Below are 22,215 nucleotides of genomic sequence, written 5' to 3'. Positions count from 1 at the left end.
GCCCGGACGGCGGAACCGGGCGGGCGCATCGCCCGCCCGGTCCCTCCGGGTGTTCCGACTCAGGTTTCTGCTAGTGGCGGTTGTAGGCGCGGACGGTCAGCGAGCCGAACACGATCACGAACGCGGCCGACCAGAGCAGCGTCGTCAGCACCGCGCCCGAATCGACCGCCCCGTCGAACAGGCCGCGCACCCCGTCCACCAACTGCGTGATCGGCGTGTTGTTCACGACCGGCTGCAGCCAGCCCGGCATGGTCGCCGGGTCGACCATCACATTGGACAGGAACGTCAGCGGGAACAGGATCGACATCGAGATCGACATGACCGTCTTCTCCGACCGCGCGATCAGGCCGATCCAGGTCCACAGCCACGAGAACGCGAAGCAGAAGACCAGCAGCAGCGCTACGCCGAGCAGCACCCCGTCGGGCCCGCCGGCGGGCCGGTAGCCCATGACCATGCCGGTCCCGAACATGATCGCCCCCGCGGCGGCGTAGCGGAACACGTCGGCCAGCAGGTAGCCGACCATCGGCGCGGCCCGCCAGATCGGCAGCGTCCGGAACCGGTCCGACACGCCCTTCTGGATGTCGATGTTGACGCCCATTCCGGTGTACATAGTGGTCATCACGATGCTCATGACCATGATGCCCGGCAGCAGGTACTGCAGATAATCGCCGGTCCCGCCGGCGATCGCGCCGCCGAACAGGTAGGTGAACATCAGCAGCATCATGATCGGGAACAGCAGGATGTCGAACATCTGCTCCGGCACGTGCTTGATCTTGAGCATCGCCCGCCAGCCGAAGGCCCGGGCCGCGGCGAACGCGCTCGGCGCCTGCGGCCGCTCGCCGACCGCGAGCAGGCCGCGCAGCCGCTCCCGCTCGACCGGCGCCGGCGCCTCTTGGTCGCCCTGCGGCTTCGTTTCGGTGAACGCCATGATGGTTTCCCTTCCTTAAAGTCGTGGCGGCCGGCTCAGGCCTTGACGCCGTCGGTCAGGGCGAGGAAGACCTCGTCGAGGCTCGGCTGGCCCAGGGAGAAGTCCTCGACGAGGATGCCCGCGCGCGACAGCTCGCCGAGGGCGTGCGAGCCCTGGGAGGCGGTGTCGTCGCCGGGGCGCAGCAACGCCGTCAGCGCCACCGGGTCCTCGTCCAGCTCGACCTCGGCCCCGATCGCCTCGGCCAGCACGCCGCGGGCGTGCTCGCGCTGGTCGGTGTGGTGCAGGCGCAGCTTGATCGACCCGGCCCCCACCGACGACTTGAGCTCGCCGGGGGTGCCCTCGGCGATGACCTTTCCGGTGTCGATGACCGCGATGCGGGCGGCCAACCGGTCGGCCTCCTCCAGGTACTGGGTGGTGAGCAGCACCGTGGTGCCCTCGGCGACGATGGTGCGGATGACGTCCCACACCTGGCCCCGGCTGCGCGGGTCGAGACCCGTGGTGGGCTCGTCGAGGAACAGCAGCTTCGGCGTGATGATGATCGAGGCGGCGATGTCGAGCCGCCGCCGCATGCCGCCGGAATAGCCCTTGACCTGCTTGCCGGCCGCGTCGGAGAGCCCGAACGCGTCGAGCAGGTCCCCGGCCCTGCCGCGGGAGGCGGGCTTGTCGTACCCGTACAGCCGCGACAGCAGCACCAGGTTCTCGAACCCGGTCAGGTCCTCGTCGAGCGAAGCGTACTGCCCGGTCAGGCTGACCCGGCTCCGCACGGCCGCCGGGTCGGCGGCGATGTCGTGCCCGAACACGGTCGCGCTCCCGGCGTCGGGGCGCAGCAGCGTGGCGAGCATGCGGACCGTCGTGGTCTTCCCGGCCCCGTTCGGCCCCAGGACCCCGTAAACGGTCCCGGCCGGGACGGCCAGGTCGACCCCGTCGACGGCCTTGACGTCCTTGAAGTGCTTGACGAGCCCCTCGGCCCGCACCGCGACCTCTCCTTGTGCCATGGTCTCCTCCTGGGCGATTCCCTGCGTTCACCCAAGAGGCGCTACACCGCCGCCGGGACCGCGCCTGAATCCCGCTACATCCGGTGTAGCGAGGACGGTAGTGACCTATCTCTCGTGGTGGAAGCGGCACTGGAGAGATTCCGGGTCAGGAGGCGAGGTGCTTGGGGCGGACCACCAGCCACATCACCAGGGCGCCGATGCCGGAGGCCACCGCGATCGCGGCCGCGGTGGTGTTCCAGGCGCCCGGCAGTGACAGCTTGAGGAAGTCGCCCACGAACGGGATGAACAGCGCGAGCGCGAAGCAGCCGCCGCAGGCGGCCACCAGGCCGAACTTCCACCAGGTGTAGGGCTTGGCCACGATCGCCAGGGCCGCCAGGGCGATCGAGAACAGCGTGATCGCGGCCGTGGTCTGCGGGAGGTCCCCGGCGGTGCCGTCGCGCGCCAGCGACAGCAGGTAGACGATGAACGTCGGGATCGCGCAGCACAGCCCCGCCGGTATCGCGAAGCGGAGCACTCGGCCGATGAAACCGGTCCGGGCCCGGTCGAACGTCGGCGCCAGGGCCAGGAAGAACGCCGGGATGCCGATGGTGAAGGCGTTGATGAGCGTCGCATGGCGCGGCAGGAACGGATAGGGGATCTGGTCGTTCCCGGCGATCCAGGCCCCGACCGCCCCCAAGGCGATGAACAGCGCCAGGGCGATGCCGTAGACGGTCTTGGTCAGGAACAGGTTCGCGACCCGCTCGATGTTGCCGAGCACGCGCCGGCCCTCGGCCACCACGTGCGGGAGCGTCGCGAACTCGTCGTCGAGCAGCACGATCTGCGCCACCGAACGCGCCGCCGGTGAGCCAGAGCCCATCGCGATGCCCAGGTCGGAGTCCTTGAGCGCCAGGACGTCGTTCACACCGTCGCCGGTCATCGCCACCGTCCGGCCACGCGCCTGCAGGGCCCCCACGAAGTCGCGCTTCTGCTGCGGCTGGACCCGGCCGAACACGGTGTTGGCCTCCAGGACCTCGGCCAGCTCCTCCGGGTCGTCCGGCAGGCGGCGCGCGTCCACGGTGTCGCCGGCGCCCTCCACGCCGAGCTGCGAGGCGACGGCCCCGACCGCGGCGGGGGAGTCGCCGGAGATGATCTTGACCCGGACGCCCTGCTCCTTGAAGTACTCCAGGGTCTCGGCGGCGGTCGTGCGCAGGCGCTGGCGGAGGACCACCAGGGCCTGCGGCCGCACGCCGGCGGCGCCGTCGGTGGTGGTGGCCGATTCGGCGGTCGCCAGCACCAGGACCCGCAGCCCCTCGGCGCCGAGCAGGTCGGCCTCCAGGGCGGCGGGGTCGTCCGGGGCCAGGAGCACGTCGGGAGCGCCCAGCAGCCAGGTGCCGTTGTCGGTGAACCGAACGCCGCTCCACTTGCGAGCCGAGGAGAACGGCATCGTGTCGATGACCCGCCAGCCCGGGTCGCCGTCCCCGTTCTCGCGGAGGTGGTCGGCGAGCGCCTGCATGGTCGGGTTCGGGCTGTCGTCGGCGGCCACCAGCGCCGCCAGCGCCTCGTCGGCGCCGGTCGCGCCGGGGAGCGGGCGGACGTCCTGGACGTCCATGCCGCCCTCGGTGAGCGTCCCGGTCTTGTCCAGGCACAGCACGTCGGTGCGGGCCAGGCCCTCGATCGCGGGAAGCTCCTGGACCAGGCACTTCCGCTGTCCGAGCCGGATGATGCCGACCGCGAACGCGATCGAGGTCAGCAGCACCAGGCCCTCCGGGATCATCGGGACGATCCCGGCCACCGTCGAGACGATGGTGGCGCGGAAGCCCTCGAGCTCCTGGAGCTGGCTGACGATGAGCAGGATCGCGATCGGGATGATCAGCCAACTGATCAGCTTGATGAAGCGGTTGATGCCGTTCTGCAGCTCCGAGTCGGTGCGGGTGAACCGGCTGGCCTCCTCGACCAGCTTGGAGGCGTAAGACTCGGTGCCGATCTTCTCGGCGCGGAACAGGCCGGTGCCGGCCACGACGAACGAACCGGACCGCACTTCGTCGCCGGGGGCCTTCGCCACGGGGTCGGCCTCGCCGGTCAGCAGCGATTCGTCGATCTCCAGGTTGCGCGATTCGGTCACCGGCCCGTCGACCACGATCCGGTCGCCCGGATGCAGCAGCACGCTGTCGTCGCGGACGATCCGGGCGGGGTCGATCTCGGCGGTCGCGCCGTCGCGCACCACCCGTGACCGGGCACGGTTGATCAGCGACAGGCGGTCGAGGGTGCGCTTGGCGCGCAGCTCCTGGATGGTGCCGATGATCGTGTTGGCGATGATGACGCCGGCGAAGAGCGCGTCCGGCCAGGAGCCGAAGACGAGCACGATCGCCGCGAGCACGCCGATCAGGCCGTTGATGGGGGTGATGAAGTTGGCGCGCAGGATCGCCGAGAGCGGTCGGCTGGTGCGGCGCTTGGTCTCGTTGACCTGGCCCGCTTCTTCGCGGCGGGCGACCTCTGCGGCCGTCAGGCCCGGGTTTCCGGTGAGCACGGGTGTCGTCACCTCGCCAGCTTATGCGATCGCCGCACGGTCGGGGTTCCGCCGAAGTACCGATGATCGGTCCCGGAGCTCCTTCGCCGGGACCACCGCCGGTCGGCCGAATCGCGGAGACGGGCCGGCCTCGCACCGGGGCGCTCCGCCCGAACGCCCGCGGTGCCCACCTCGTAGAATCCCTGACCATGGCCAAAGTACTCACACCGCAGAGCGAGGACTTCCCTCGCTGGTACCAGGACGTCGTCGCCAAGGCCCAGCTTGCCGAGAACGGCCCGGCCAAGGGCCAGCAGGTCATCCGACCGTCCGGGTTCGCGCTGTGGGAGCGGATGGTCGACGAGATGGACGCCCGCATCAAGGAGACCGGCACCGAGAACGCCTCGTTCCCGCTGCTGATCCCCGAGTCGTACTTCCACCGGGAGGCCGACCACGTCGAGGGCTTCGCCCCCGAGGTGTGGATGGTCACCCACGGCGGGGGGAAGGAGCTCGAGGAGCCCCTGGCGGTGCGCCCCACCTCCGAGACCATCATCGGCGAGTACATGGCGAAGTGGGTGAAGTCGTACCGGGACCTGCCGCTGCAGCTCAACCAGTGGTGCAACGTCATGCGCTACGAGCTGCGCACCCGGCTGTTCCTGCGCTCCTCGGAGTTCCTGTGGCAGGAGGGGCACACCGTCCACTCCACTTACGAGGAGGCGCACGAGTTCACGCTGCGCATCCTCCACGACGTCTACGCCGACTTCATGGAGACCGTGCTCGCCATGCCGGTGCTGCGCGGCATCAAGACCGAGGCCGAGCGCTTCGCCGGAGCGCTGAACACCTTCGGCTGCGAGGCGCTCATGCGCGACGGCAAGGCCCTCCAGATGGGCACCTCGCACGAGCTGGGCCAGAACTTCTCCCAGGCCTTCGACATCCAGTACCTGGGTTCGGACGGTCAGCAGCACCACGGCTGGACGACCTCGTGGGGCACTTCGACGCGCATGGTCGGCGGCCTGATCATGGGCCACGGCGACGACTCCGGGCTGCGCGTGCCGCCCCGGCTGGCCCCGGTCCAGGCCCACGTCATGGTCGTCAAGGACTCCGATGAGGTCCACTCGGCGGCCCGGAAGGTCTACGAGGAGCTCAAGGGCGACGGTGTCCGCACCCGGCTCGACACCCGCGGCGACGTCGCGTTCGGGCGCCGCGCGGTCGACGCCGAGCTGCGGGGCTACCCGGTGCGCGTCGAGATCGGCCCGCGCGACCTGAAGAACGGCGAGGCCACGCTGGTGCGCCGCATCGGCGGCACCAAGGAGAGCGTGCCGCTCGGCATGATCGCCGAGGCGGTCGCCACCGCGCTCGACGCCGACCAGCAGAGCCTCTATGACGAGGCCCTGGAGCGTCGCGAGGCGCTGACCGCCGACGTCTCTACCGTGGCCGAGGCGATCGAGGTCGGCCAGACCGGCGTCGCCAGGATCCCGTGGGAGGCCTGCGGCCTCGACGGCGAGGCCGAGGCCGCCGAATCGGGCGTCACCGTCCGGGTCCTGCAGCGACCCGACGGCACCGTCCCGGACGGCCTGGATGAGGCCGGTCTCATCGCCTACCTGTCGCGGGCGTACTGATCGGCCAGGTGCGCTACACTTCGACGCTGTACATGAGCTTTGGGACGGGTGCCCTCTCAACAACCGTGACGCAAAGCCAGGTCCTAGTGCCGCCGCGATCCAGCACATCTCCACTCTGGCAAGCGGCTGCGCTGACGTGATCCTTACTACAGGAGTTACAGGAACGTGGCAGTAAAGATTCGCCTCACGCGACTGGGGAAGATCAGAAGTCCTCAGTACCGCATCGTCGTGGCCGATTCCCGCACCAAGCGGGACGGCAAGGTTATCGAGAACCTCGGTATCTATCACCCGAAGGAGAGCCCGTCCCGCATCAACATCGATTCGGAGCGGGTCCAGTACTGGCTCGGGGTGGGCGCCCAGCCGTCGGAGCCGGTCAAGAAGCTGTTGTGCAAGACCGGCGACTGGCAGCATTTCAAGGGCCTGCCGGCCCCGGCCCCGCTCGAGGAGGCGGAGCCGAAGCCCGACAAGGACGCGCTCTACGCCGCCGCCCTCAAGGAGGTCGGCATCGACCCGGCCAAGGCGGCCGAGGCCGCCGAGGCGGAGAAGGCCAAGAAGTCCGCGAAGAAGTCGACTTCGAAGTCCAAGAAGAGCGCCGAGAAGCAGGACGAGTCGGCCAAGTCCGAGCCGAAGGCGAAGACCGACGAGAAGTCCGAGACCAAGTCCGAGCCGAAGGCGAAGGCCGAGGCCGAGTCCGAGGGCGAAGCCGAGACTGAGGCCAATGCCGAGTCCAAGTCGGCCGCGCCCGCTGAAGACAAAGGGGAGTAATCGTGTTGCGGCCAGCGCTTGAACACCTCGTCAAAGGCATCGTCGACCACCCCGACGATGTCAGGGTCCGTCTGGTCGACTCCCGTCGCGGCAAACGCCTCGAGGTCCGGGTCAACCCGGACGACCTCGGGACCGTCATCGGCCGGGGTGGTCGGACCGTCAACGCCTTGCGTCAGGTCATCGGCTCGATCGGAGGCCGCGGCATCCGAGTCGAGGTCGTAGATTCCTACTGAGTCTCGCCGCACGGCCCCGGAGTCCGCCTCCGGGGCCGTGTTCGTGTTGGGAGAGGTTGCACCGTTGACACAGGTCGTGGTGGGCAGGATCGTCCGCCCGCACGGGGTGCGCGGCGAGGTCGTCGTCGAGGTCCGCACCGATGAGCCCGAACGCCGCTTCCGGCCCGGCGCCGAGTTCCGGACCGGCTCCGGGACGCTGCGGGCCGAGAGCGTGCGCTGGCATCAGGGGCGCCCGATGCTGGTGCTCGAGGGCGTCCGCGGCCGCGACGCCGCCGAGGCCCTGCGCGGCACGGAGTTGAGCGTCGAGATCGATCCCGCCGAGGAGATCGAGGACGACGAACTGCACGACGTCCAGCTCATCGGTCTCACCGTCGTCGAGGCCGACGGAACCGAGATCGGGACGGTCTCCAGGGTCGACCACGGCCCGGCCCACGACACGCTGGTGGTAAGGCGCCGCGGCGAGCGTCCGGCGCTCATCCCGTTCGTCGAGGAGATGATCCGCGAGATCGACCTCGACGCCGAGACCGTCGCCGTGGACCTGCCTCCCGGCCTGCTGGAGCTGTGATGCGAGTCGACGTGGTCTCGGTCTTCCCCGAATACCTCGCACCGCTGGAGCTGTCGCTCATCGGCCGCGCCCGCGAGCGGGGCCTGCTCGATCTGAACGTCCACGACCTCCGGCGCTGGACCCACGATGTCCACCACTCGGTGGACGGCCCGCCCGCCGGCGGCGGCGCGGGCATGGTGATGAAGCCGCAGCCGTGGGGCGAGTGCTTCGACGAGCTGATCCCGGGGGAGGAGCGGCCGCATCTGCTGGTGACGAGCCCGGCCGGGCGGCCGTTCACCCAGGCGATGGCGCGCGAGCTCGCGGGCGAGCCCTGGCTGATGTTCGCCTGTGGACGGTACGAGGGCATCGACCAGCGGGTGGTCGACCACGCCGCCGAGCGCATGACCGTCACCGAGGTGTCGATAGGGGACTACGTCCTGTTCGGCGGCGAGGTCGCCGTCCTGGCCATCGTCGAGGCCGTGGCCCGGCTGCTGCCGGGCGTGCTCGGCAACGCCGCGTCCCTGGCCGACGAGTCCCACAACGACGGTCTGCTGGAGGCGCCCGCCTACACCCGCCCGGCCTCGTGGCGGGGCCACGACGTTCCGCCGGTGCTGCTGTCGGGCGACCACGGCAGGGTGGAGCGGTGGCGCCGCGACCGGGCGCTGCTGCGCACCGCCGCCGCCCGCCCCGACTTGCTCGCCGGTCCGGCCCGCGCTAGCCTCGACGAACGTGACCGGCGCCTACTCCGAGGGGCCGGCTTCGATCTGCCCGACGACTATGTGGCAGAGTAGTGAAGTTGCCGTGATGTGCGGATCGTTCAGGCCGGACCACTCGCGGCGAATGACTGAGCATCTTTTCTGAATCAACGAGGGTTGAGATCAATGAACGTTCTGGATGAGCTGAACGCTGCTTCCATGCGGGCCGACCTGCCGGACTTCCGTCCCGGTGACACCGTCCGAGTGCACGTCCGAGTGCAGGAGGGTGCGCGGTCCCGTGTCCAGGTGTTCCAGGGCGTCGTCATCCGCCGCCACGGCGCCGGCATCGGTGAGACCTTCACCGTCCGCAAGCTGAGCTACGGCATCGGCGTCGAGCGCACCTTCCCGGTCCACGGACCGATGATCGACAAGATCGAGATCGCCCAGCGGGGCAAGGTCCGCCGCGCCAAGCTCTACTACCTGCGCGGACGCAAGGGCAAGGCGGCGACCAAGATCAAGGAGAAGCGCGAAGCCTAGCCCGCGCCATACGCTTTCGGCCCCGGACCCGAGCGTCCGGGGTTTTCTCTTTGTCGGCGTTTTCCGTTAGGCTCGTCCGCATGAGACCCGGCCCCCCCGACGACGGCGCGCCCCCGGAGCGTCCGCGCCGCCGCATCGACTGGGGCCGGCTACCCGGACCCGGCGACCCGTCCGCGGGCGCCCCGCCTCCGCCTCCACCCGGCCGGCGTCCCGTGCGGCGCGGCGCCCCACCGCCCGGACGCGGACCCGCCGGGCCCCGGGCGGGCTCCCCCTCCGAGCGCGCCCCGCGCGTCGGCGACGGACGCACCGGCTCCCGGCCGCAGGTCACGGGATCCTACGACCGCGTCACCGGAACCCACCGGCAGTTCGCGGGCCGCCGACCGGCCCCGGCGGGCGGAGAACCGCCGAAGAAGGGGCCCGAGAGCCGCCTGTCGCAGCCTCACAAGCGCCATTACCTGTCGCTGTGGGTCGAGCTGCCGCTGCTGCTGGTGGTGGCGTTCTCGGCGGCGGTGCTGCTGCGGACGTTCGCCGTCCAGCCGTTCTACATCCCCTCCGGTTCCATGGAGCAGACCCTCCAGGAGGGCGACAAGGTCCTGGTCCTCAAGCTCACCTCCGTGCTGCGCTCCCCGCAGCGCGGCGAGGTCGTGGTCTTCCGCGGCACCGACCGGTGGGACCCGGAGTACCGGCCCACCGGTGGCGGCAGCCTCGTCTCCGACTTCACCACCGCCGTGCTCGACCTGGTCGGTCTGGCCGAGCCCGACGAGAAGGACTTCATCAAGCGGGTGATCGCGGTCGGCGGCGATTCGGTCGCCTGCTGCGACGACGACGGCAACGTGGTGGTCAACGGGATCTCGCTCCACGAGGACGAGTACGTCTACGACAACGCCCCAATGGACGTCGAGCCGGGCTCGTGCCACGCGCGACGGTTCGAGGAGGTGGCCGTGCCCGAGGGGCACGTGTGGGTCATGGGCGACCACCGCGGCAACTCCCAGGACTCGCGCTGCCAGGGCCCGGTGCCGGTCGAGAACATCATCGGCAGGGCCATCAGCCTGGTGTGGCCGACCGACCGCGCCCGGAACCTGGAGATCCCCGACTCCTTCGACGTCCTGGAGGACCCCGCGGACGGGAGGACCGAGGCGCTCCCCGCTCCGGGGAGCCATGCCCCGTTCCACGGCCAACTTCCGCCCGCCTTGCCCGCCACGGTGATGGGCGCCCCAGCGGTCGCGGCGCGACCGCGTAGACTCGCACCGTGATCGAAGAAGGGCAGACGCCGGGCGCCGACGGCGGTGGCGGCGCCGAGGAATCCTCCGATAAGCAACCCCGGAAGAAGAAGGGGTCGTTCTGGAAGGAACTGCCCATCCTGCTCGGGGTGGCCATCCTCGTAGCCGTGCTGGTGCGCTCGTTCGTCATCCAGACCTATTACATCCCTTCCGGTTCGATGGAGACGACGCTCGAGCTCAACGACCGGGTGCTGGTCAACAAGCTCGTCTACGACTTCTCCGAGCCCGAGCGGGGCGACATCGTCGTGTTCACCGCCCCCGAGTCGTGGCGGTCGAACTTCGACGAGGACGAGTTCATCAAGCGGGTGATCGCCGTCGGCGGCGACCACGTGGTGTGCTGCGACGACGACGGACGGATCACCGTCAACGGGCATCCGCTCGAGGAGGGCGACTACCTGTACGCCGACCCGCTGACCGGCGAGCGGGACGCGCCGAGCCCCGACGCCTTCGACGTCGTGGTCCCCGACGGCCGGGTGTGGGTGATGGGCGACCACCGAGAGGCCTCGGGCGACTCGCGCGAGCGCTACGTCCGCACCGGCGGCGACGTGGTCTCCTCGACAGTCGACGCCGACGACGTCATCGGCAAGGCGTTCGTGCTGTTCTGGCCCTTCGACAACGCGACCTGGTTCTCCGCCCCGGAGACGTTCGAGGGCGTCCCCGAACCGTCCTGACCGTGCTGCGTCCAGTTCAGTCCCGGATGCGCCGCGAGGGCGACCTGTACGCGTTGGAGGCGGCACTGCAGCGGCGGGGCCTCGGCCCGGTGGCCGGGGTCGACGAGGCCGGCCGGGGCGCCTGCGCCGGGCCGCTGGTGGTGGCGGCCGTGATCCTGCCGCCGCGCGCCCGCCTCGACGAGCTCGACGATTCCAAGCTGATGACGGCCGCCTCCCGCGAGCGCGTCTTCGAGCGGCTCGGGCGCGGCCGGGCCCACCTGGCGGTGGCCGCCTACGAGCCGGCCGAGATCGACGAGCGCGGGCTCGGGGCGTGCAACCTGGAGGGCATGCGGCTGGCGGTGGCGCGCCTGGCGGTGCGCCCCGGCTACGTCCTCACCGACGGCTTCCGGGTGCCGGGGATGCCGGTCCCCTCCTTGGGCGTGGTCAAGGGCGACCGGACCGCGGCGTGCGTGGCCGCCGCCGGCGTGGTCGCCAAGGTCACCCGCGACAGGCTGATGGAGGAGCTGGACGGCCGCCACCCCCGCTACGGCTTCTCCGGTCACAAGGGGTACGGGACGCGCGCCCACTCGGCGGCGCTGGAGCGGTGGGGTCCGTGCGAGGCGCACCGGCTGTCGTACGCGAATGTGGCCGTCCACCTGGACCGCGGCGCCGGCGGGCCAGCCGCGGGGCGCGCGGGGTCGGCGCGCACTATCGTGGGAACGGCCGTTGAGAAGGAGGAGCGTTGAGCGCCGAGGACCTCGAAAAGTACGAGACCGACATGGAGCTGCGGCTGTACCGGGAGTACCGGGACATCGTGCAGCAGTTCACCTACGTCGTCGAGACCGAGCGGCGGTTCTACCTGGCCAACGCGGTGGAGGTCCACGTGCGCGGCGCCGACGCCGAGACCTACTTCGAGGTCGAGATGCACGACGCCTGGGTGTGGGACATGTACCGGCCGGCCCGCTTCGTCAAGCACGTCCGGGTCCTGAGCTTCAAGGACGTCAACGTCGAAGAGCTGGACAAACCAGATATGACGCTGCCTTAGCCGGGAATCGGGACCGCGGCGGCGGGCGGGTTCGCCGCTAGGATGGTCGCGTGTCAACACTGCGCGACGTGATCAGCTCCCACACCTCCCTGTCGTCGAACTCCGCCGCCCATCTGCAGCGGCTGGTCGCCGAGTGGCAGCTCCTGGCCGACCTGTCCTTCGCCGACTTCCTGCTGTGGGGCGTGGTCGAGGACCGCCCGGGCCGGTTCGTCTGCCTCGCCCAGGTCCGGCCCACCACCGGGCCGACGGCCTACGAGGAGGACCAGGTGGGGCGCATCGTCGACGGCGAGGACGCCCGTCACCTGGGCATCGCCTTCGCCGAGGGCCGGATCCACCGCGAGGGCGACCCGGTCTGGCGCGGCGACGTCGCCGCCCGCCACGAGGCCATCCCGGTCCGGCGCCGCGACCGGAGCCAGGTGATCGCCGTAGCCGCCCGCGACACCAACCTCTCCGACACCCGCAGCCCCTCCCACCTGGAGCTCAACTACCTCAAGACCGCCGACTACCTGGTCCAGATGCTCACCGACGGCGGATTCCCGCCGCCGCTGCTGCCCGGCGAGCCGACCACCGCCCCGCGGATCGGCGACGGCCTGGTCCGGATCGGCGCCGACGGTCTGGTCCGCTACTCCTCGCCCAACGCCCTGTCGGCCTACCGGCGCATGGGCGTGACCGGGCACCTGCGCGACCGCGACCTGGCCGAGCTGACCCGCAGCCTGCCCGGCGACGGCCAGGCCGGCGCCGACATCGCCCGCCGCATCACCGAGGCGCTGGCCGGCGGCACCCCCCGCCGCAAGGAGATCGAGGCGCGCGGCGCCACGGTCCTGATGAGGGCGCTGCCGCTGCGGCCCGGCGGCAAGGCGGCCGGCGCCCTGGTGCTGGTCCGCGATGTCACCGAGGTGCGGCGCCTCGACCGGGAGCTGGTCACCAAGGACGCCACGATCCGGGAGATCCACCACCGCGTCAAGAACAACCTCCAGACCGTGGCCGCGCTGCTGCGGCTCCAGGCCCGCCGCGTCGGCTCCCCGCAGGCGCGAGTCTCGCTGGAGGAGTCGGTGACGCGGGTGGCCTCGATCGCGCTGGTCCACGAGACGCTGGCGCAGTCGTCGGACGAGTCGGTCGGCTTCGACCACATCGTCGACCGCGTGGCCTCGATGGCCGTGGAGGTCTCGGTGGCCGAATCGAAGGTGAAGCTCCGCCGCGAGGGCACTTTCGGGGTGCTGCCCAGCGAGTACGCGACCCCGCTGGTGATGGTCGTCAACGAGCTGATCCAGAACGCGGTCGAACACGCCTACCCGCCCGGACAGGAGGGCGAGGTCGTCATCGGCGTCGAGCGGGACGGCGACCGGTTCCGCGTCACGGTCAGCGACCAGGGCAAGGGCCTGCCGGAGGGCTTCCGGATCGCCGCCTCCAACCGGCTCGGACTGCAGATCGTCCACACGCTCGTCACCGGGGAGCTGCGCGGCACCATCGACATGCGGCCCCTCGGCGACGGCGGCACCGAGGCCGTGGTCGACTTCACCCTGCAATGACCGCCCGGTTCCAGGTACCGGGACGAGACTGTCGTTTCCCCGCCAGGTATGGCATGCTTGCTGGCATGTCTTCTGCGCACGGACTCCGACTCGTGGCACGCCGCCACGTGGATTTCTGCCGTGTGTCCAGCGCCGCTTGTCTGATGCGCGCTTAATCTCCGGCTCGCCGAGCCGTCGAATCGTGCCACACCCGTGTCTGCATCCAGGAGAACTGTGCCAACGCCAACGCGCAAACCCAGCCGCCCGAAGGGCCAAGGCCAATGGGCCCTGGGCCACCGGGAGCCGCTGAACAAGAACGAGCAGTCCAAAAAGGACGACAATCCGCTCAATGTGCGGCAGCGCATCGAGAACGTCTACGCGCACGCCGGCTTCGACTCGATCGACCCGGCCGACCTGCGCGGCCGCTTCCGCTGGTGGGGCCTGTACACGCAGCGCCGGCCCGGCATCGAGGGCGGTCGGACCGCCGTCCTGGAGGACGAGGACCTCGACGACCGCTACTTCATGATGCGCGTCCGCATGGACGGCGGCCAGCTCAGCCGCGAGCAGCTCCGCACCGTCGCCGGCATCTCCAAGGAGTTCGCCCGCGACACCGCCGACGTCACCGACCGCGAGAACGTCCAGTACCACTGGATCGAGATCGAGGACGTCCCCGAGATCTGGCGCCGCCTCGAGGCGGTCGGCCTCGACAGCCAGGAGGCCTGCGGCGACTGCCCGCGGGTCATCCTCGGCTCGCCGGTCGCCGGGGTCGCCGACGAGGAGGCCATCGACCCCACACCGCAGATCCGGGAGATCAACGACCGGTTCATCGGTGACCGGAGCCTGTCGAACCTGCCGCGCAAGTACAAGACCTCCATCGGCTGGCTCCCCGACACCCCGTACGACGCCAACGACTTCTCCCTGATCGGCGCCCACCACCCCGTGCACGGGCCCGGCTTCGACCTGTGGGTCGGCGGCGGCCTGTCCACCAACCCGATGTTCGCCAAGCGGCTCGGCGTGTGGGTGGCCCAGGAGGACCTGGTCGACGTCTGGCTCGGGGTCACGCGGATCTTCCGCGACTGGGGCTACCGGCGCCTGCGCACCCGCGCCCGCCTGAAGTTCCTGATCAAGGACTGGGGCCCCGAGAAGTTCCGGGAGGTCCTGGAGTCCGACGCCTACCTGGGCCGGAAGCTCCCCGACCTCGAGGCGCCGCCCGCGGCCGAGAAGCTCATCGACCACGTCGGCGTCCACCGGCAGCGCGACGGCAACTACTACATCGGCGTCGCGCCGGTCGCCGGCCGCGTCTCCGGCACACTGCTCGACCAGCTCGCCGACGTCGCCGAGAAGTACGGCTCGGACCGCATCCGCACCACGCCGCTGCAGAAGCTGCTGGTGCTCGACGTCCCCGGCGACCGCGTCGAGGCGGCCAAGGCCGACCTCGAGGCGATCGGCCTCACCGCCGAACCCTCGCCGTGGCGCCGCTCCACCATGGCCTGCACCGGCATCGAGTTCTGCAAGCTCGCCATCGTCGACACCAAGGACCGCGCCCGCGACCTCATCGCCGAGCTCGAGAAGCGCGTCCCCGAACTCGACGTGCCGATCTCGGTCCACGTCAACGGCTGCCCCAACGCCTGCGCCCGCACCCAGACCGCCGACATCGGCCTCAAAGGCCAGCTCATGATGGTCGACGGGGAGCAGGTCGAGGGCTTCCAGGTCCACCTCGGCGGCGGCCACGCCGGCGCGGCGAGCCTGGGCCGCAAGGCCCGCGGACTCAAGGTCGCCTCCGCCGACCTCGGCGACTACGTCGAGCGCATCACCCGGCGCTACCTCGACGGCAGGTCCGACGCCGGGGAGTCGTTCGCCCAGTGGGTCCACCGCGCCGACGAAGAGGACCTGAAGTGAGCGGCCGCGTCGTCCCCTACCACTGCCCGTACTGCGGGGAGGAGGACCTGCGCCCCTACGAGCCCGACAGCGACAACGACGTCGAGACACGAGGCGGATGGCACTGCAGCGACTGCACCCGGGTGTTCACCTTGAAATACCACGGGATGGCGACCCCCGCCGTCATCGCGCCCCCCGACACCGCGGGCGCCGCGCGCCCGAAGCTTTCAGGCGGACTGACTCCGCCGGACCCCGAATCGGAGTAATCGCATGAGCACCACGACGAACCGGGACCCCTTCGAACTCCGGGACCTCGCCGTCGAAGCGGGAGAGCGGCTCGAAGACGCCACGGCCACCGAGATCATCGAGTGGGCCGTCGGCGAGTTCGGCGAGCGCTTCTGCGTGACCTCCTCGATGGCCGACGCCGCCGTGATCCACCTCGCCGCCCAGGTCGCCCCCGGCCTCGACGTGGTCTTCCTCGACACCGGTCTCCACTTCCCCGAGACCCTCGAGGTCCGCGACTTCGTGGCCTCCACCATGGATGTCAACGTCCGATCCATCCAGCCCGACCAGTCGGTGCTGGAGCAGGACGCCGAGTTCGGCCCCCGGCTGTTCGACCGCGCGCCCGACGAGTGCTGCGCCCTGCGCAAGGTCCTGCCGCTGAACCGGGCGCTGGCCGACTACGACGCCTGGGCCACCGGCCTGCGGCGCGACGAGAGCGCCACCCGCGCGAACACCCGCGTGGCCGACTTCGACGTCAGCCGCAGGAAGGTCAAGATCTCCCCGATCGCGAAGTGGACCGAGGCCGACCAGCTCTCCTACATCGAGCGCCACAACATCCCGGTCAACCCGCTGCTGAGCGACGGCTTCCGGTCCATCGGCTGCTGGCCGTGCACCCGCCGCACCGAGCCGGGGGAGGACCCGCGCGCCGGCCGCTGGGCGGCCTTCGACAAGTCCGAGTGCGGTCTGCACGTCTGACCATGCGCGCCGCCCCGACTCCGGTCGTGCTCGTCGCGCACGGCAGCCCCGACCCGAGGTCGCCGGCGGTCGTGCGCGCCATCGCCGCGGAAGCCGGCGCGAAGGCCGGGTTCCTGGAGTTCAACGAGCCCGACCCGGTGGACGTGCTGTGCGCGCTGGCCGACGAGGGCGCCGAGCGCGCCGTGGCGGTTCCGCTGCTGCTGACCGACGCCTACCACTCCCGGACCGACCTGCCGCGGGTGGCGCGGCGGGCCGAGGAGGAGCGCACCGGCCTGACGGTGACCGCCACCGACCCGGTCGGGGATGCCTCCCTCGCCGCGGCCCTGGTCCGGGGTCTGCCCGAGGACGCCGACGGACTGGCGGTGCTCGCCGCAGGCACCCGCGTCGACGCCGGGCGGGCCCACGTCGGGGCCGTCGCCGCCGCGGCCGGCCGGAGGCTCGGGGTCCCGGCCGCGGCCGGGTTCGCCTCGGGCCCGGGGCCCGACGGTGCCGGAGCGGTGGAGCAACTGCGGGTGCAGGGGTGCGAACGGATCGCCGCGGTCTGCTACTTCATCGCCCCCGGCAAGCTCTGCGACACGGCCGTGGCCTCGGCCCGCTCGGCGGGGGCGTTCTGGGCCGGCGAGCCGCTCGGGCCGGCCCCGGAGCTGCTGGCGCTCATCGCCGCCCGGGCGGCGATGAACTTAGTCGTCCGCGGCGAACGGCGGGCGGCCGTCGCCGAATCCGACCGCCCGGCGCGTCGGAGGCGCCAACAGGAGTGCGGCCATCGCCGCCGCCAGGCCCCACGCGGCGAGGCCGTAGCCGTCCTGCGCGGCCTCGCGGAGGTAGTAGCCCACCGGCAGCCACAGCAGGGCCTGGAACAGCCCCTGAGCGATGATGTCGCGCGCCTGCATCAGCCGCCGGCCGATGAACCAGTAGTAGGCCGCCAGCAGCCAGGCGAGCACCGAGACTCCCGCGGCCCCGCCGACCGAATCGACCTCGCCGGCGATGATCCGAGTGACGCCCCACACGCCGGAGGCGGCCAGTCCGGCCGCGACGAGCCGGAACATGCCCGCAGCCACGATCACGGTCCAAGGGCGGCCCGCGTCACCGGGCGATTCGGTGACGGCGCCCATGTCGGCGTCGGTTTCGTTCACACCGCCACCGTATCCCGGGCTACGCTGCGCTTATGCACGCCCTGCAAGCAGCGCCTCGGCGCGGTCTGCTCATCGCCAATCCGAGAGCGTCGTCCACCTCCCGGCGCCGCCTCCGGCGCGTGGTCAAGAGGCTGGAGGAGGTGCTCGACCTGAACGTCGTGCACACCCGGCACCGCGGCCACGCCGAGCAGCTCGCCAGGCGCGGCGCCGAGAAGCGCTTCGACGTGGTCCTCAGCCTCGGCGGCGACGGCACGGTCAACGAGGTCGTCAACGGCATCCTCGCCGACGGCCGCACCGCCGGCGAGGCCCCGGTGTTCGCCCCCATCCCCGGCGGGTCCACCAATGTGTTCGCGCGGGCCCTCGGGCTGCCCTGGGACCGCCGCAAGGCGGTGGGAGCGATCGCCGAGGCCCTGGCGGAGGGTCGGACCCGCACGGTCAGCCTCGGCCGGGCCGTCGACGAGAAGGAGGACCGCCTGTTCACCTTCTGCGCCGGACTCGGCTGGGACGCGTCGGTCATCCGGCGTGTCGAGACCTATCGGCGCAACGGCCGCAACTTCGGGGCCCATTACGCGCGTGCGGTCATGGCGGAGCTGAACGAGCACGGGGTCGAGGGCGAATCGGTGGAGATCGGGCTGCCGTCGGGGGAGACCGACTCCTCGACCGGGATGGTGGTGGTCCAGAACTGCGCGCCCTGGACCTACTTGGGCACCCTTCCGGTGAATCTCAACGCGCGGGCGTCGTTTAATGCTGGACTTGACGTGTTGATTCTGCGTAAACTTGGGCTGACGGCTGCAGCCCGCACCGCAGCCTCGCTCTTGGTGGGTCGCGAGGGCCCTGACGGTAAGCATGCGGTCACGCATCACGACCTGTCCGGGATTGTGTTGCGTGCGTCGCTTCCGCAGGCCTTCCAGCTCGACGGGGACTATCTCGGAGAGCGCACGGAACTGGAACTCACTTCGGTTCCCGGGGCATTGCGGGTGGCCCGCTAACAACTTGGGAAAACCTGAGCGTGGGTGTTGACAAGTCGAACGGGAGCGGGCAAGGTTGATTTCGCCGCCTTGCTGGGCCAATTCAAGGCCCGCGGACGTCGCCGAGGAAGCCAATTCTTGGCTTGCAAGGCTACGCCTCGTAGGGCGGCGTTGAGACTTCACAAACGAATATCGTATTTTCGGTGCGTTTTGACCGGGCATTTGGAAGAGCATTGTGCCGCGTACTCAGTCTTGGCGACGCTTGCGGAGCCTTAACTTAGTCCAGTCTGAGTACCAGTGTGTCAAACCGGTTCGACTCGCTGTCAGCGCCCCCTCCGGGGGCCGTGTGGGAGCCGCCTCCGTGGGCCCGCGGTAGGGGTCCCGGCGGCGTCCGGAAGGCAGGCCCGTGAGTCTTTGTCGAGGTAGCGCGGTGAGTTCACTCACTTCATGCTGATTTCCGGGTCGAACCTCTTGACAAATGCAGTCCTTGTGAAAGTATTCACAAGGTGGTCGGGTCCAGGTGCGGGCCGTCGCAAGTCGAACGGCCGACCCGCGGCGAAGGCGGATGCTCTCGCTTGTGCCCAGGCGTTCAGCAATGACGCTGATGCGGTGGCGAGTGTCCCTCGTGCTCACGCCGACGACGGTTTCCGCGGTCGGAGACCGCTCACGGATCGTGAGCGCCCCGGGGCATCCCCGCATCTCGGCAACCGTCCTCAAAGCACTACTGGACGTGATTGCGCGACTAAGGAACCGAACCGCGAAACGCCCGAACCGCAAGCTAGTCACAACACCGTGTCAGCGAACTTCTGAAATTAAGCAAGGAGATGTTTGATGGATTGGCGCCACGAGGCCATTTGCCGTGACGAGGACCCCGAGCTGTTCTTCCCCATCGGGGACACCGGCCCGGCCTTGACGCAGATTGAGCAGGCCAAGAGCGTCTGCAGGCGCTGCCCTGTCACCGAGGAGTGCCTGCGGTGGGCTCTCGAGACCGGCCAGGACGCCGGCGTATGGGGTGGCATGAGCGAAATGGAGCGCCGCGAGCTCAAGCGTCGTTCCGGTGCCCTGCGCCCGCTGGCCGCGCAGGCCGGTTGAGCGCCGACGCTCGTTGGCAGTCCCCTTGAAGCCCCATCCCTAACATTTGAGACAGACGCTTGGACGGCCCGGCCCAGTGCCGGGCCTTCAAGCTGTCCGGGCCCGGAAACGCTCAGATCCGGTGCGCCTGCGTGTCGGCGTCGGCCTCGGTCGACGGCCGCTGCTGCCGGATGGTGATCGTGGACGCCGAGCCCTCCCGCTCGGAGGCGACCTCGTCGGTCAGCGCCCGCAGCACCTGCCACTGATAGGTGTTCGAGTCCGGCAGGTCCTCGCCGCCGAGGCGGCTCAGCACGATCCGCAGGTCCTCGGCCCCCACCTCCAGCCGGCAGCTCAACGGGTCCTCGGCGCCGCCGCGCCGCCGGAACGGCCGCGGACGGCCCGACTCGGGCGGGATCAGCAGCGTCACCGCCGCGTTCACCGCCGCCCGCAGGTCCTCGATCTCGTCCAGCGAGAAGCCCAGCCTCGTCGCCACCGCGGCGGTCGCCGTCGGAAGCACGGACAGGTAGTCGCCTGCCGTGGGAACGTCGAGCAGCAGCACGTCGTCGCGTTCGTCGCTCACCGGCATCGCCGCTCCTTGTACCGTTGTGTCCAGCTCCCGGACAAAGAATAGTGGGAGGCTCCCATGAAGGGGGACCGCCCCATAGGGTGAATCCCGATTCAACACGAAGCGCCCGGCGGCACCCCGCGGTTCCGGGGGCCGGCCGAGCGCCTCGCGGTGGTCGTCGCGCGCCGAACCCTATTTCTTGGTCTCCCAGAAGATCTCCGCGATCTGGTCGATCTTCGCCAGCAGCTCGTCGGCGACCTGCGGGTCGGCCGAGCCCTTGGAGCCGGTCGCGCCGGCGAGCTTCGTCGCCTCGTTGACCAGCACGTGAAGCTGCGGGTACTTCTCGAAGTGCGGCGGCTTGAAGTAGTCGGTCCACAGCACCCACAGGTGCTCCTTGACCAACTGCGACCGCTGCTCCTTGATCATCAGAGCACGAGTGCGGAACTCGGGGTCCTCGTTGGCCTGGTACTTCTCGCAGATCCCTTTGACCGACTCCGCTTCGATGCGGGCCTGCGCCGGGTCGTAGACCCCGCACGGCAGGTCGCAGTGAGCCGAAGCCGAGATCTGCGGCAGCAGCCGCCTGAACAGAGGCTTGAACATTGCCCCTCCAGCTTCTTTCCAGTGGGTGTGATTCCAACGCCGACCCTACCTCTCGCAGGGCCGATTCGGTGGGTACCCCTACAGTTAGAGACGCAACACCGGACCTCGGAAAGAACTCATTGGACAGTATGTTCTCCGCCGGGCCGGTTGCCCGCCTCGAAGACTCGCCCGACCGGAGGTCGATCACCGATGCTAGCCGCCTACGCCCGCAACGTGAACCCCGACGACCGCTTCTCGGCGCTCTCGGTGGGGGAGATCGATCCGCCCGAAACGCCTCCGGAGTGGACGCGCCTCCGTCTGGCGGCAGCCGCGGTCAACCACCACGACCTGTGGTCCCTCTCCGGCGTGGGCCTGCGGCAGGAGCAGTGCCCCATGATCCTGGGCACCGACGCCGTCGGCCTGACCGACGACGGCGAGGAGGTCGTGGTCCACTCCGTCATCGCCGACCCCTCGATCGAGGACGAGACCCTGGACCCGAAGCGGAGCCTGCTGTCGGAGCTCTACCCGGGCACGCTCGCCGAGAGCGTCGCCGTCCCCGCCCGCAATCTCCTGCCCAAGCCGGCCGGCTGGAGCGCCGCCGAGGCCGCCTGCCTGCCCACCGCCTACCTGACCGCTTGGCGGATGCTCACCACCCGCGGGCGCCTCCCGAAGGACGGCGCGGTCCTGGTGCAGGGCACCGGCGGCGGCGTCGCCAGCGCCGCGATCGTCCTGGCCCGGGCCCTGGGCGCCCGGGTCTACGCCGCCGGCCGCGCGCCCGAGCGCCGCGCCCGGGCCGCCGACCTCGGCGCCGAGGCCGTCGAACCGGGCGAGCGGCTGCCCGAGCGCGTCGACGTGGTCGTCGACTCGGTCGGCGAGCCGGTCGTGGAGCACTCGATCAAGTCGCTCAAGCCCGGCGGCCGCCTGGTCACCTGCGGTGTCACCGGTGGCCACGCGGCCCGGGTGGACCTGCGGCACGTGTTCTTCAAGCAGCTCGAGATCGTCGGCTCGACGATGGGCACCCGGGACGAACTCGCCGGACTCATCGCATTCTGCGAGGAACTGGACGTCAGGCCCGTGATCGACTCGACCCACGCATTGACGGACGCCGAGGCGGCCCTGCGTCGGCTGGATTCGGGCGAGGCGTTCGGCAAGGTGGTGCTCACTGTGTCGTAACTACGACTCTGGGGCGGGTTTCTGGGCCGTTCCGCCGCCGCCCGGGCCCGCGGGCCCCCACCCTGTTAGGTGACATCGAGCCGATGGGGGGCGACCATGTCAGTCGTAGACGGGATCAAGGACGGTCTGAAGTCCGCGCTCGGCACCGGGTGGGCCGTCGCCAAGAAGCTTGCGGTGAAGCTCGCGATCGCCGCGCTCATCGTGGCGGTGGTGGTCGTGATCGTGGAGCGGGGCGAGGGCTCGGCCGCGGAGCCCGTCGACGACTCGGGGTCCCACTCGGCGTCGGTGCGGCCGGCGATCCTGTCGACCGAGGCGGCGGGGGAGCAGCTCCTGCTGTGCCGCTACGAGGTGGACGCGATCTTCGGCGTCTCGGTCTTCACCGAGAAGGAGTGGACCTCGGGGCGCCTGGTCCGGCTTTACCACGATGAAGAGGTCCGCGGCTCCTGCTTTGCGCGCGAGGGCGGCAAGGCGCTGAGCTGCGAGGGCCTGGCCTGGGATTACGAGTGGATCAGGGTCCGGTCCGGCACGACGGTGGGCTGGAGCCCGGCCTCGTGCTTCGAGCGGATCGGTTTCCTGTGAGGAGGGAGCA

At 70.4% G+C, this 22,215-nt stretch carries 24 protein-coding genes; 19 read left to right on the top strand and 5 right to left on the bottom strand.

Features of this window, described 5'->3' with window-relative positions; all coding sequences use genetic code 11:
• Positions 1 to 70: 70 nt before the first annotated feature.
• The 3 genes from CUT39_RS16095 to CUT39_RS16085 all read right to left on the bottom strand — a co-directional run bounded on the left by CUT39_RS16095 (position 71) and on the right by CUT39_RS16085 (position 4,441).
• Entirely contained in the window at positions 71 to 928 is an 858-nt protein-coding gene (locus CUT39_RS16095) for an ABC transporter permease (protein WP_100448412.1), read from the bottom strand.
• Between the two features lie 35 nt (positions 929 to 963).
• On the bottom strand, positions 964 to 1,923 hold the full coding sequence (locus tag CUT39_RS16090) for an ATP-binding cassette domain-containing protein (RefSeq protein ID WP_100448410.1): 960 nt from the start codon (positions 1,921 to 1,923) through the stop codon (positions 964 to 966).
• Positions 1,924 to 2,068: 145 nt separating this feature from the next.
• Entirely contained in the window at positions 2,069 to 4,441 is a 2,373-nt protein-coding gene (locus tag CUT39_RS16085) for an HAD-IC family P-type ATPase (RefSeq protein WP_198587191.1), read from the bottom strand.
• A 176-nt stretch (positions 4,442 to 4,617) separates the two neighbouring features.
• Between CUT39_RS16085 and proS the strand changes: the two genes are divergently transcribed.
• The 17 genes from proS (at position 4,618) to CUT39_RS16000 (ending at position 19,330) form a co-directional block, all read left to right on the top strand.
• Positions 4,618 to 6,024 (top strand): proline--tRNA ligase, encoded by a 1,407-nt coding sequence (proS, locus tag CUT39_RS16080; RefSeq protein ID WP_100448406.1) that lies wholly within the window; start codon positions 4,618 to 4,620, stop codon positions 6,022 to 6,024.
• 165 nt (positions 6,025 to 6,189) lie between these two features.
• Positions 6,190 to 6,789 carry a 30S ribosomal protein S16 gene (gene rpsP, locus CUT39_RS16075; protein WP_100448404.1) on the top strand — a complete coding sequence of 200 codons (600 nt, stop codon included), beginning with the start codon at positions 6,190 to 6,192 and terminating at the stop codon, positions 6,787 to 6,789.
• A complete protein-coding gene (locus CUT39_RS16070) occupies positions 6,789 to 7,022 on the top strand; it encodes an RNA-binding protein (protein ID WP_100448402.1) in 234 nt (77 codons plus the stop codon). The genes rpsP and CUT39_RS16070 overlap by 1 nt, the downstream gene beginning before the upstream one ends.
• 64 nt (positions 7,023 to 7,086) lie before the next feature.
• Entirely contained in the window at positions 7,087 to 7,587 is a 501-nt protein-coding gene (gene rimM / locus CUT39_RS16065) for a ribosome maturation factor RimM (RefSeq protein ID WP_100448400.1), read from the top strand.
• Positions 7,587 to 8,357 (top strand): tRNA (guanosine(37)-N1)-methyltransferase TrmD, encoded by a 771-nt coding sequence (trmD, locus tag CUT39_RS16060; protein WP_100448398.1) that lies wholly within the window; start codon positions 7,587 to 7,589, stop codon positions 8,355 to 8,357. The genes rimM and trmD overlap by 1 nt, the downstream gene beginning before the upstream one ends.
• 90 nt (positions 8,358 to 8,447) lie before the next feature.
• Positions 8,448 to 8,798 carry a 50S ribosomal protein L19 gene (gene rplS / locus CUT39_RS16055; protein ID WP_100448396.1) on the top strand — a complete coding sequence of 117 codons (351 nt, stop codon included), beginning with the start codon at positions 8,448 to 8,450 and terminating at the stop codon, positions 8,796 to 8,798.
• 80 nt (positions 8,799 to 8,878) lie between these two features.
• On the top strand, positions 8,879 to 10,051 hold the full coding sequence (gene lepB / locus CUT39_RS16050; RefSeq protein WP_157930746.1) for a signal peptidase I: 1,173 nt from the start codon (positions 8,879 to 8,881) through the stop codon (positions 10,049 to 10,051).
• Complete coding sequence (gene lepB, locus CUT39_RS16045) at positions 10,048 to 10,749, top strand: signal peptidase I (RefSeq protein WP_232805785.1); 702 nt, start codon at positions 10,048 to 10,050, stop codon at positions 10,747 to 10,749. Before lepB (CUT39_RS16050) ends, lepB (CUT39_RS16045) begins: the two co-directional genes overlap by 4 nt.
• 2 nt (positions 10,750 to 10,751) lie before the next feature.
• Entirely contained in the window at positions 10,752 to 11,474 is a 723-nt protein-coding gene (locus CUT39_RS16040; RefSeq protein ID WP_232805784.1) for a ribonuclease HII, read from the top strand.
• Positions 11,471 to 11,773, top strand: coding sequence for a DUF2469 domain-containing protein (locus tag CUT39_RS16035; protein ID WP_100448390.1), 303 nt, complete (start codon positions 11,471 to 11,473; stop codon positions 11,771 to 11,773). Before CUT39_RS16040 ends, CUT39_RS16035 begins: the two co-directional genes overlap by 4 nt.
• A 50-nt stretch (positions 11,774 to 11,823) precedes the next feature.
• Positions 11,824 to 13,302 carry a sensor histidine kinase gene (locus CUT39_RS16030; protein WP_100448388.1) on the top strand — a complete coding sequence of 493 codons (1,479 nt, stop codon included), beginning with the start codon at positions 11,824 to 11,826 and terminating at the stop codon, positions 13,300 to 13,302.
• A 213-nt stretch (positions 13,303 to 13,515) separates the two neighbouring features.
• A complete protein-coding gene (locus CUT39_RS16025; protein WP_232805783.1) occupies positions 13,516 to 15,180 on the top strand; it encodes a nitrite/sulfite reductase in 1,665 nt (554 codons plus the stop codon).
• Entirely contained in the window at positions 15,177 to 15,425 is a 249-nt protein-coding gene (locus CUT39_RS16020; RefSeq protein ID WP_100448384.1) for a hypothetical protein, read from the top strand. Before CUT39_RS16025 ends, CUT39_RS16020 begins: the two co-directional genes overlap by 4 nt.
• 4 nt (positions 15,426 to 15,429) lie before the next feature.
• A complete protein-coding gene (locus CUT39_RS16015; protein ID WP_100448382.1) occupies positions 15,430 to 16,137 on the top strand; it encodes a phosphoadenylyl-sulfate reductase in 708 nt (235 codons plus the stop codon).
• Positions 16,119 to 17,423: a CbiX/SirB N-terminal domain-containing protein gene (locus CUT39_RS16010; RefSeq protein WP_198587190.1), complete on the top strand. Its 1,305-nt coding sequence runs from the start codon at positions 16,119 to 16,121 to the stop codon at positions 17,421 to 17,423. The genes CUT39_RS16015 and CUT39_RS16010 overlap by 19 nt, the downstream gene beginning before the upstream one ends.
• Entirely contained in the window at positions 17,312 to 18,259 is a 948-nt protein-coding gene (locus CUT39_RS16005; protein WP_232805789.1) for a diacylglycerol/lipid kinase family protein, read from the top strand. The genes CUT39_RS16010 and CUT39_RS16005 overlap by 112 nt, the downstream gene beginning before the upstream one ends.
• 810 nt (positions 18,260 to 19,069) lie before the next feature.
• Positions 19,070 to 19,330, top strand: coding sequence for a WhiB family transcriptional regulator (locus CUT39_RS16000; RefSeq protein ID WP_100448376.1), 261 nt, complete (start codon positions 19,070 to 19,072; stop codon positions 19,328 to 19,330).
• Positions 19,331 to 19,442: 112 nt separating this feature from the next.
• Here the strand turns inward: CUT39_RS16000 and CUT39_RS15995 are convergent, their stop codons facing one another.
• Both CUT39_RS15995 and sodN read right to left on the bottom strand, forming a co-directional pair.
• On the bottom strand, positions 19,443 to 19,889 hold the full coding sequence (locus CUT39_RS15995; RefSeq protein WP_157930745.1) for an ATP-binding protein: 447 nt from the start codon (positions 19,887 to 19,889) through the stop codon (positions 19,443 to 19,445).
• Positions 19,890 to 20,066: 177 nt separating this feature from the next.
• Positions 20,067 to 20,474 (bottom strand): superoxide dismutase, Ni, encoded by a 408-nt coding sequence (sodN, locus tag CUT39_RS15990; protein WP_100448372.1) that lies wholly within the window; start codon positions 20,472 to 20,474, stop codon positions 20,067 to 20,069.
• 189 nt (positions 20,475 to 20,663) lie between these two features.
• Between sodN and CUT39_RS15985 the strand changes: the two genes are divergently transcribed.
• Positions 20,664 to 21,626, top strand: coding sequence for a zinc-binding dehydrogenase (locus CUT39_RS15985; RefSeq protein ID WP_100448370.1), 963 nt, complete (start codon positions 20,664 to 20,666; stop codon positions 21,624 to 21,626).
• A 96-nt stretch (positions 21,627 to 21,722) separates the two neighbouring features.
• A complete protein-coding gene (locus CUT39_RS15980; protein ID WP_100448368.1) occupies positions 21,723 to 22,205 on the top strand; it encodes a hypothetical protein in 483 nt (160 codons plus the stop codon).
• Positions 22,206 to 22,215 lie beyond the last annotated feature (10 nt).

It is taken from the genome of Glycomyces xiaoerkulensis (genome assembly GCF_002798405.1).
GTDB lineage: Bacteria > Actinomycetota > Actinomycetes > Mycobacteriales > Micromonosporaceae > Glycomyces > Glycomyces xiaoerkulensis.
The sequence above is the reverse complement of the archived record's forward strand: the minus strand, read 5'-3'. Positions and strand labels throughout refer to the sequence as shown.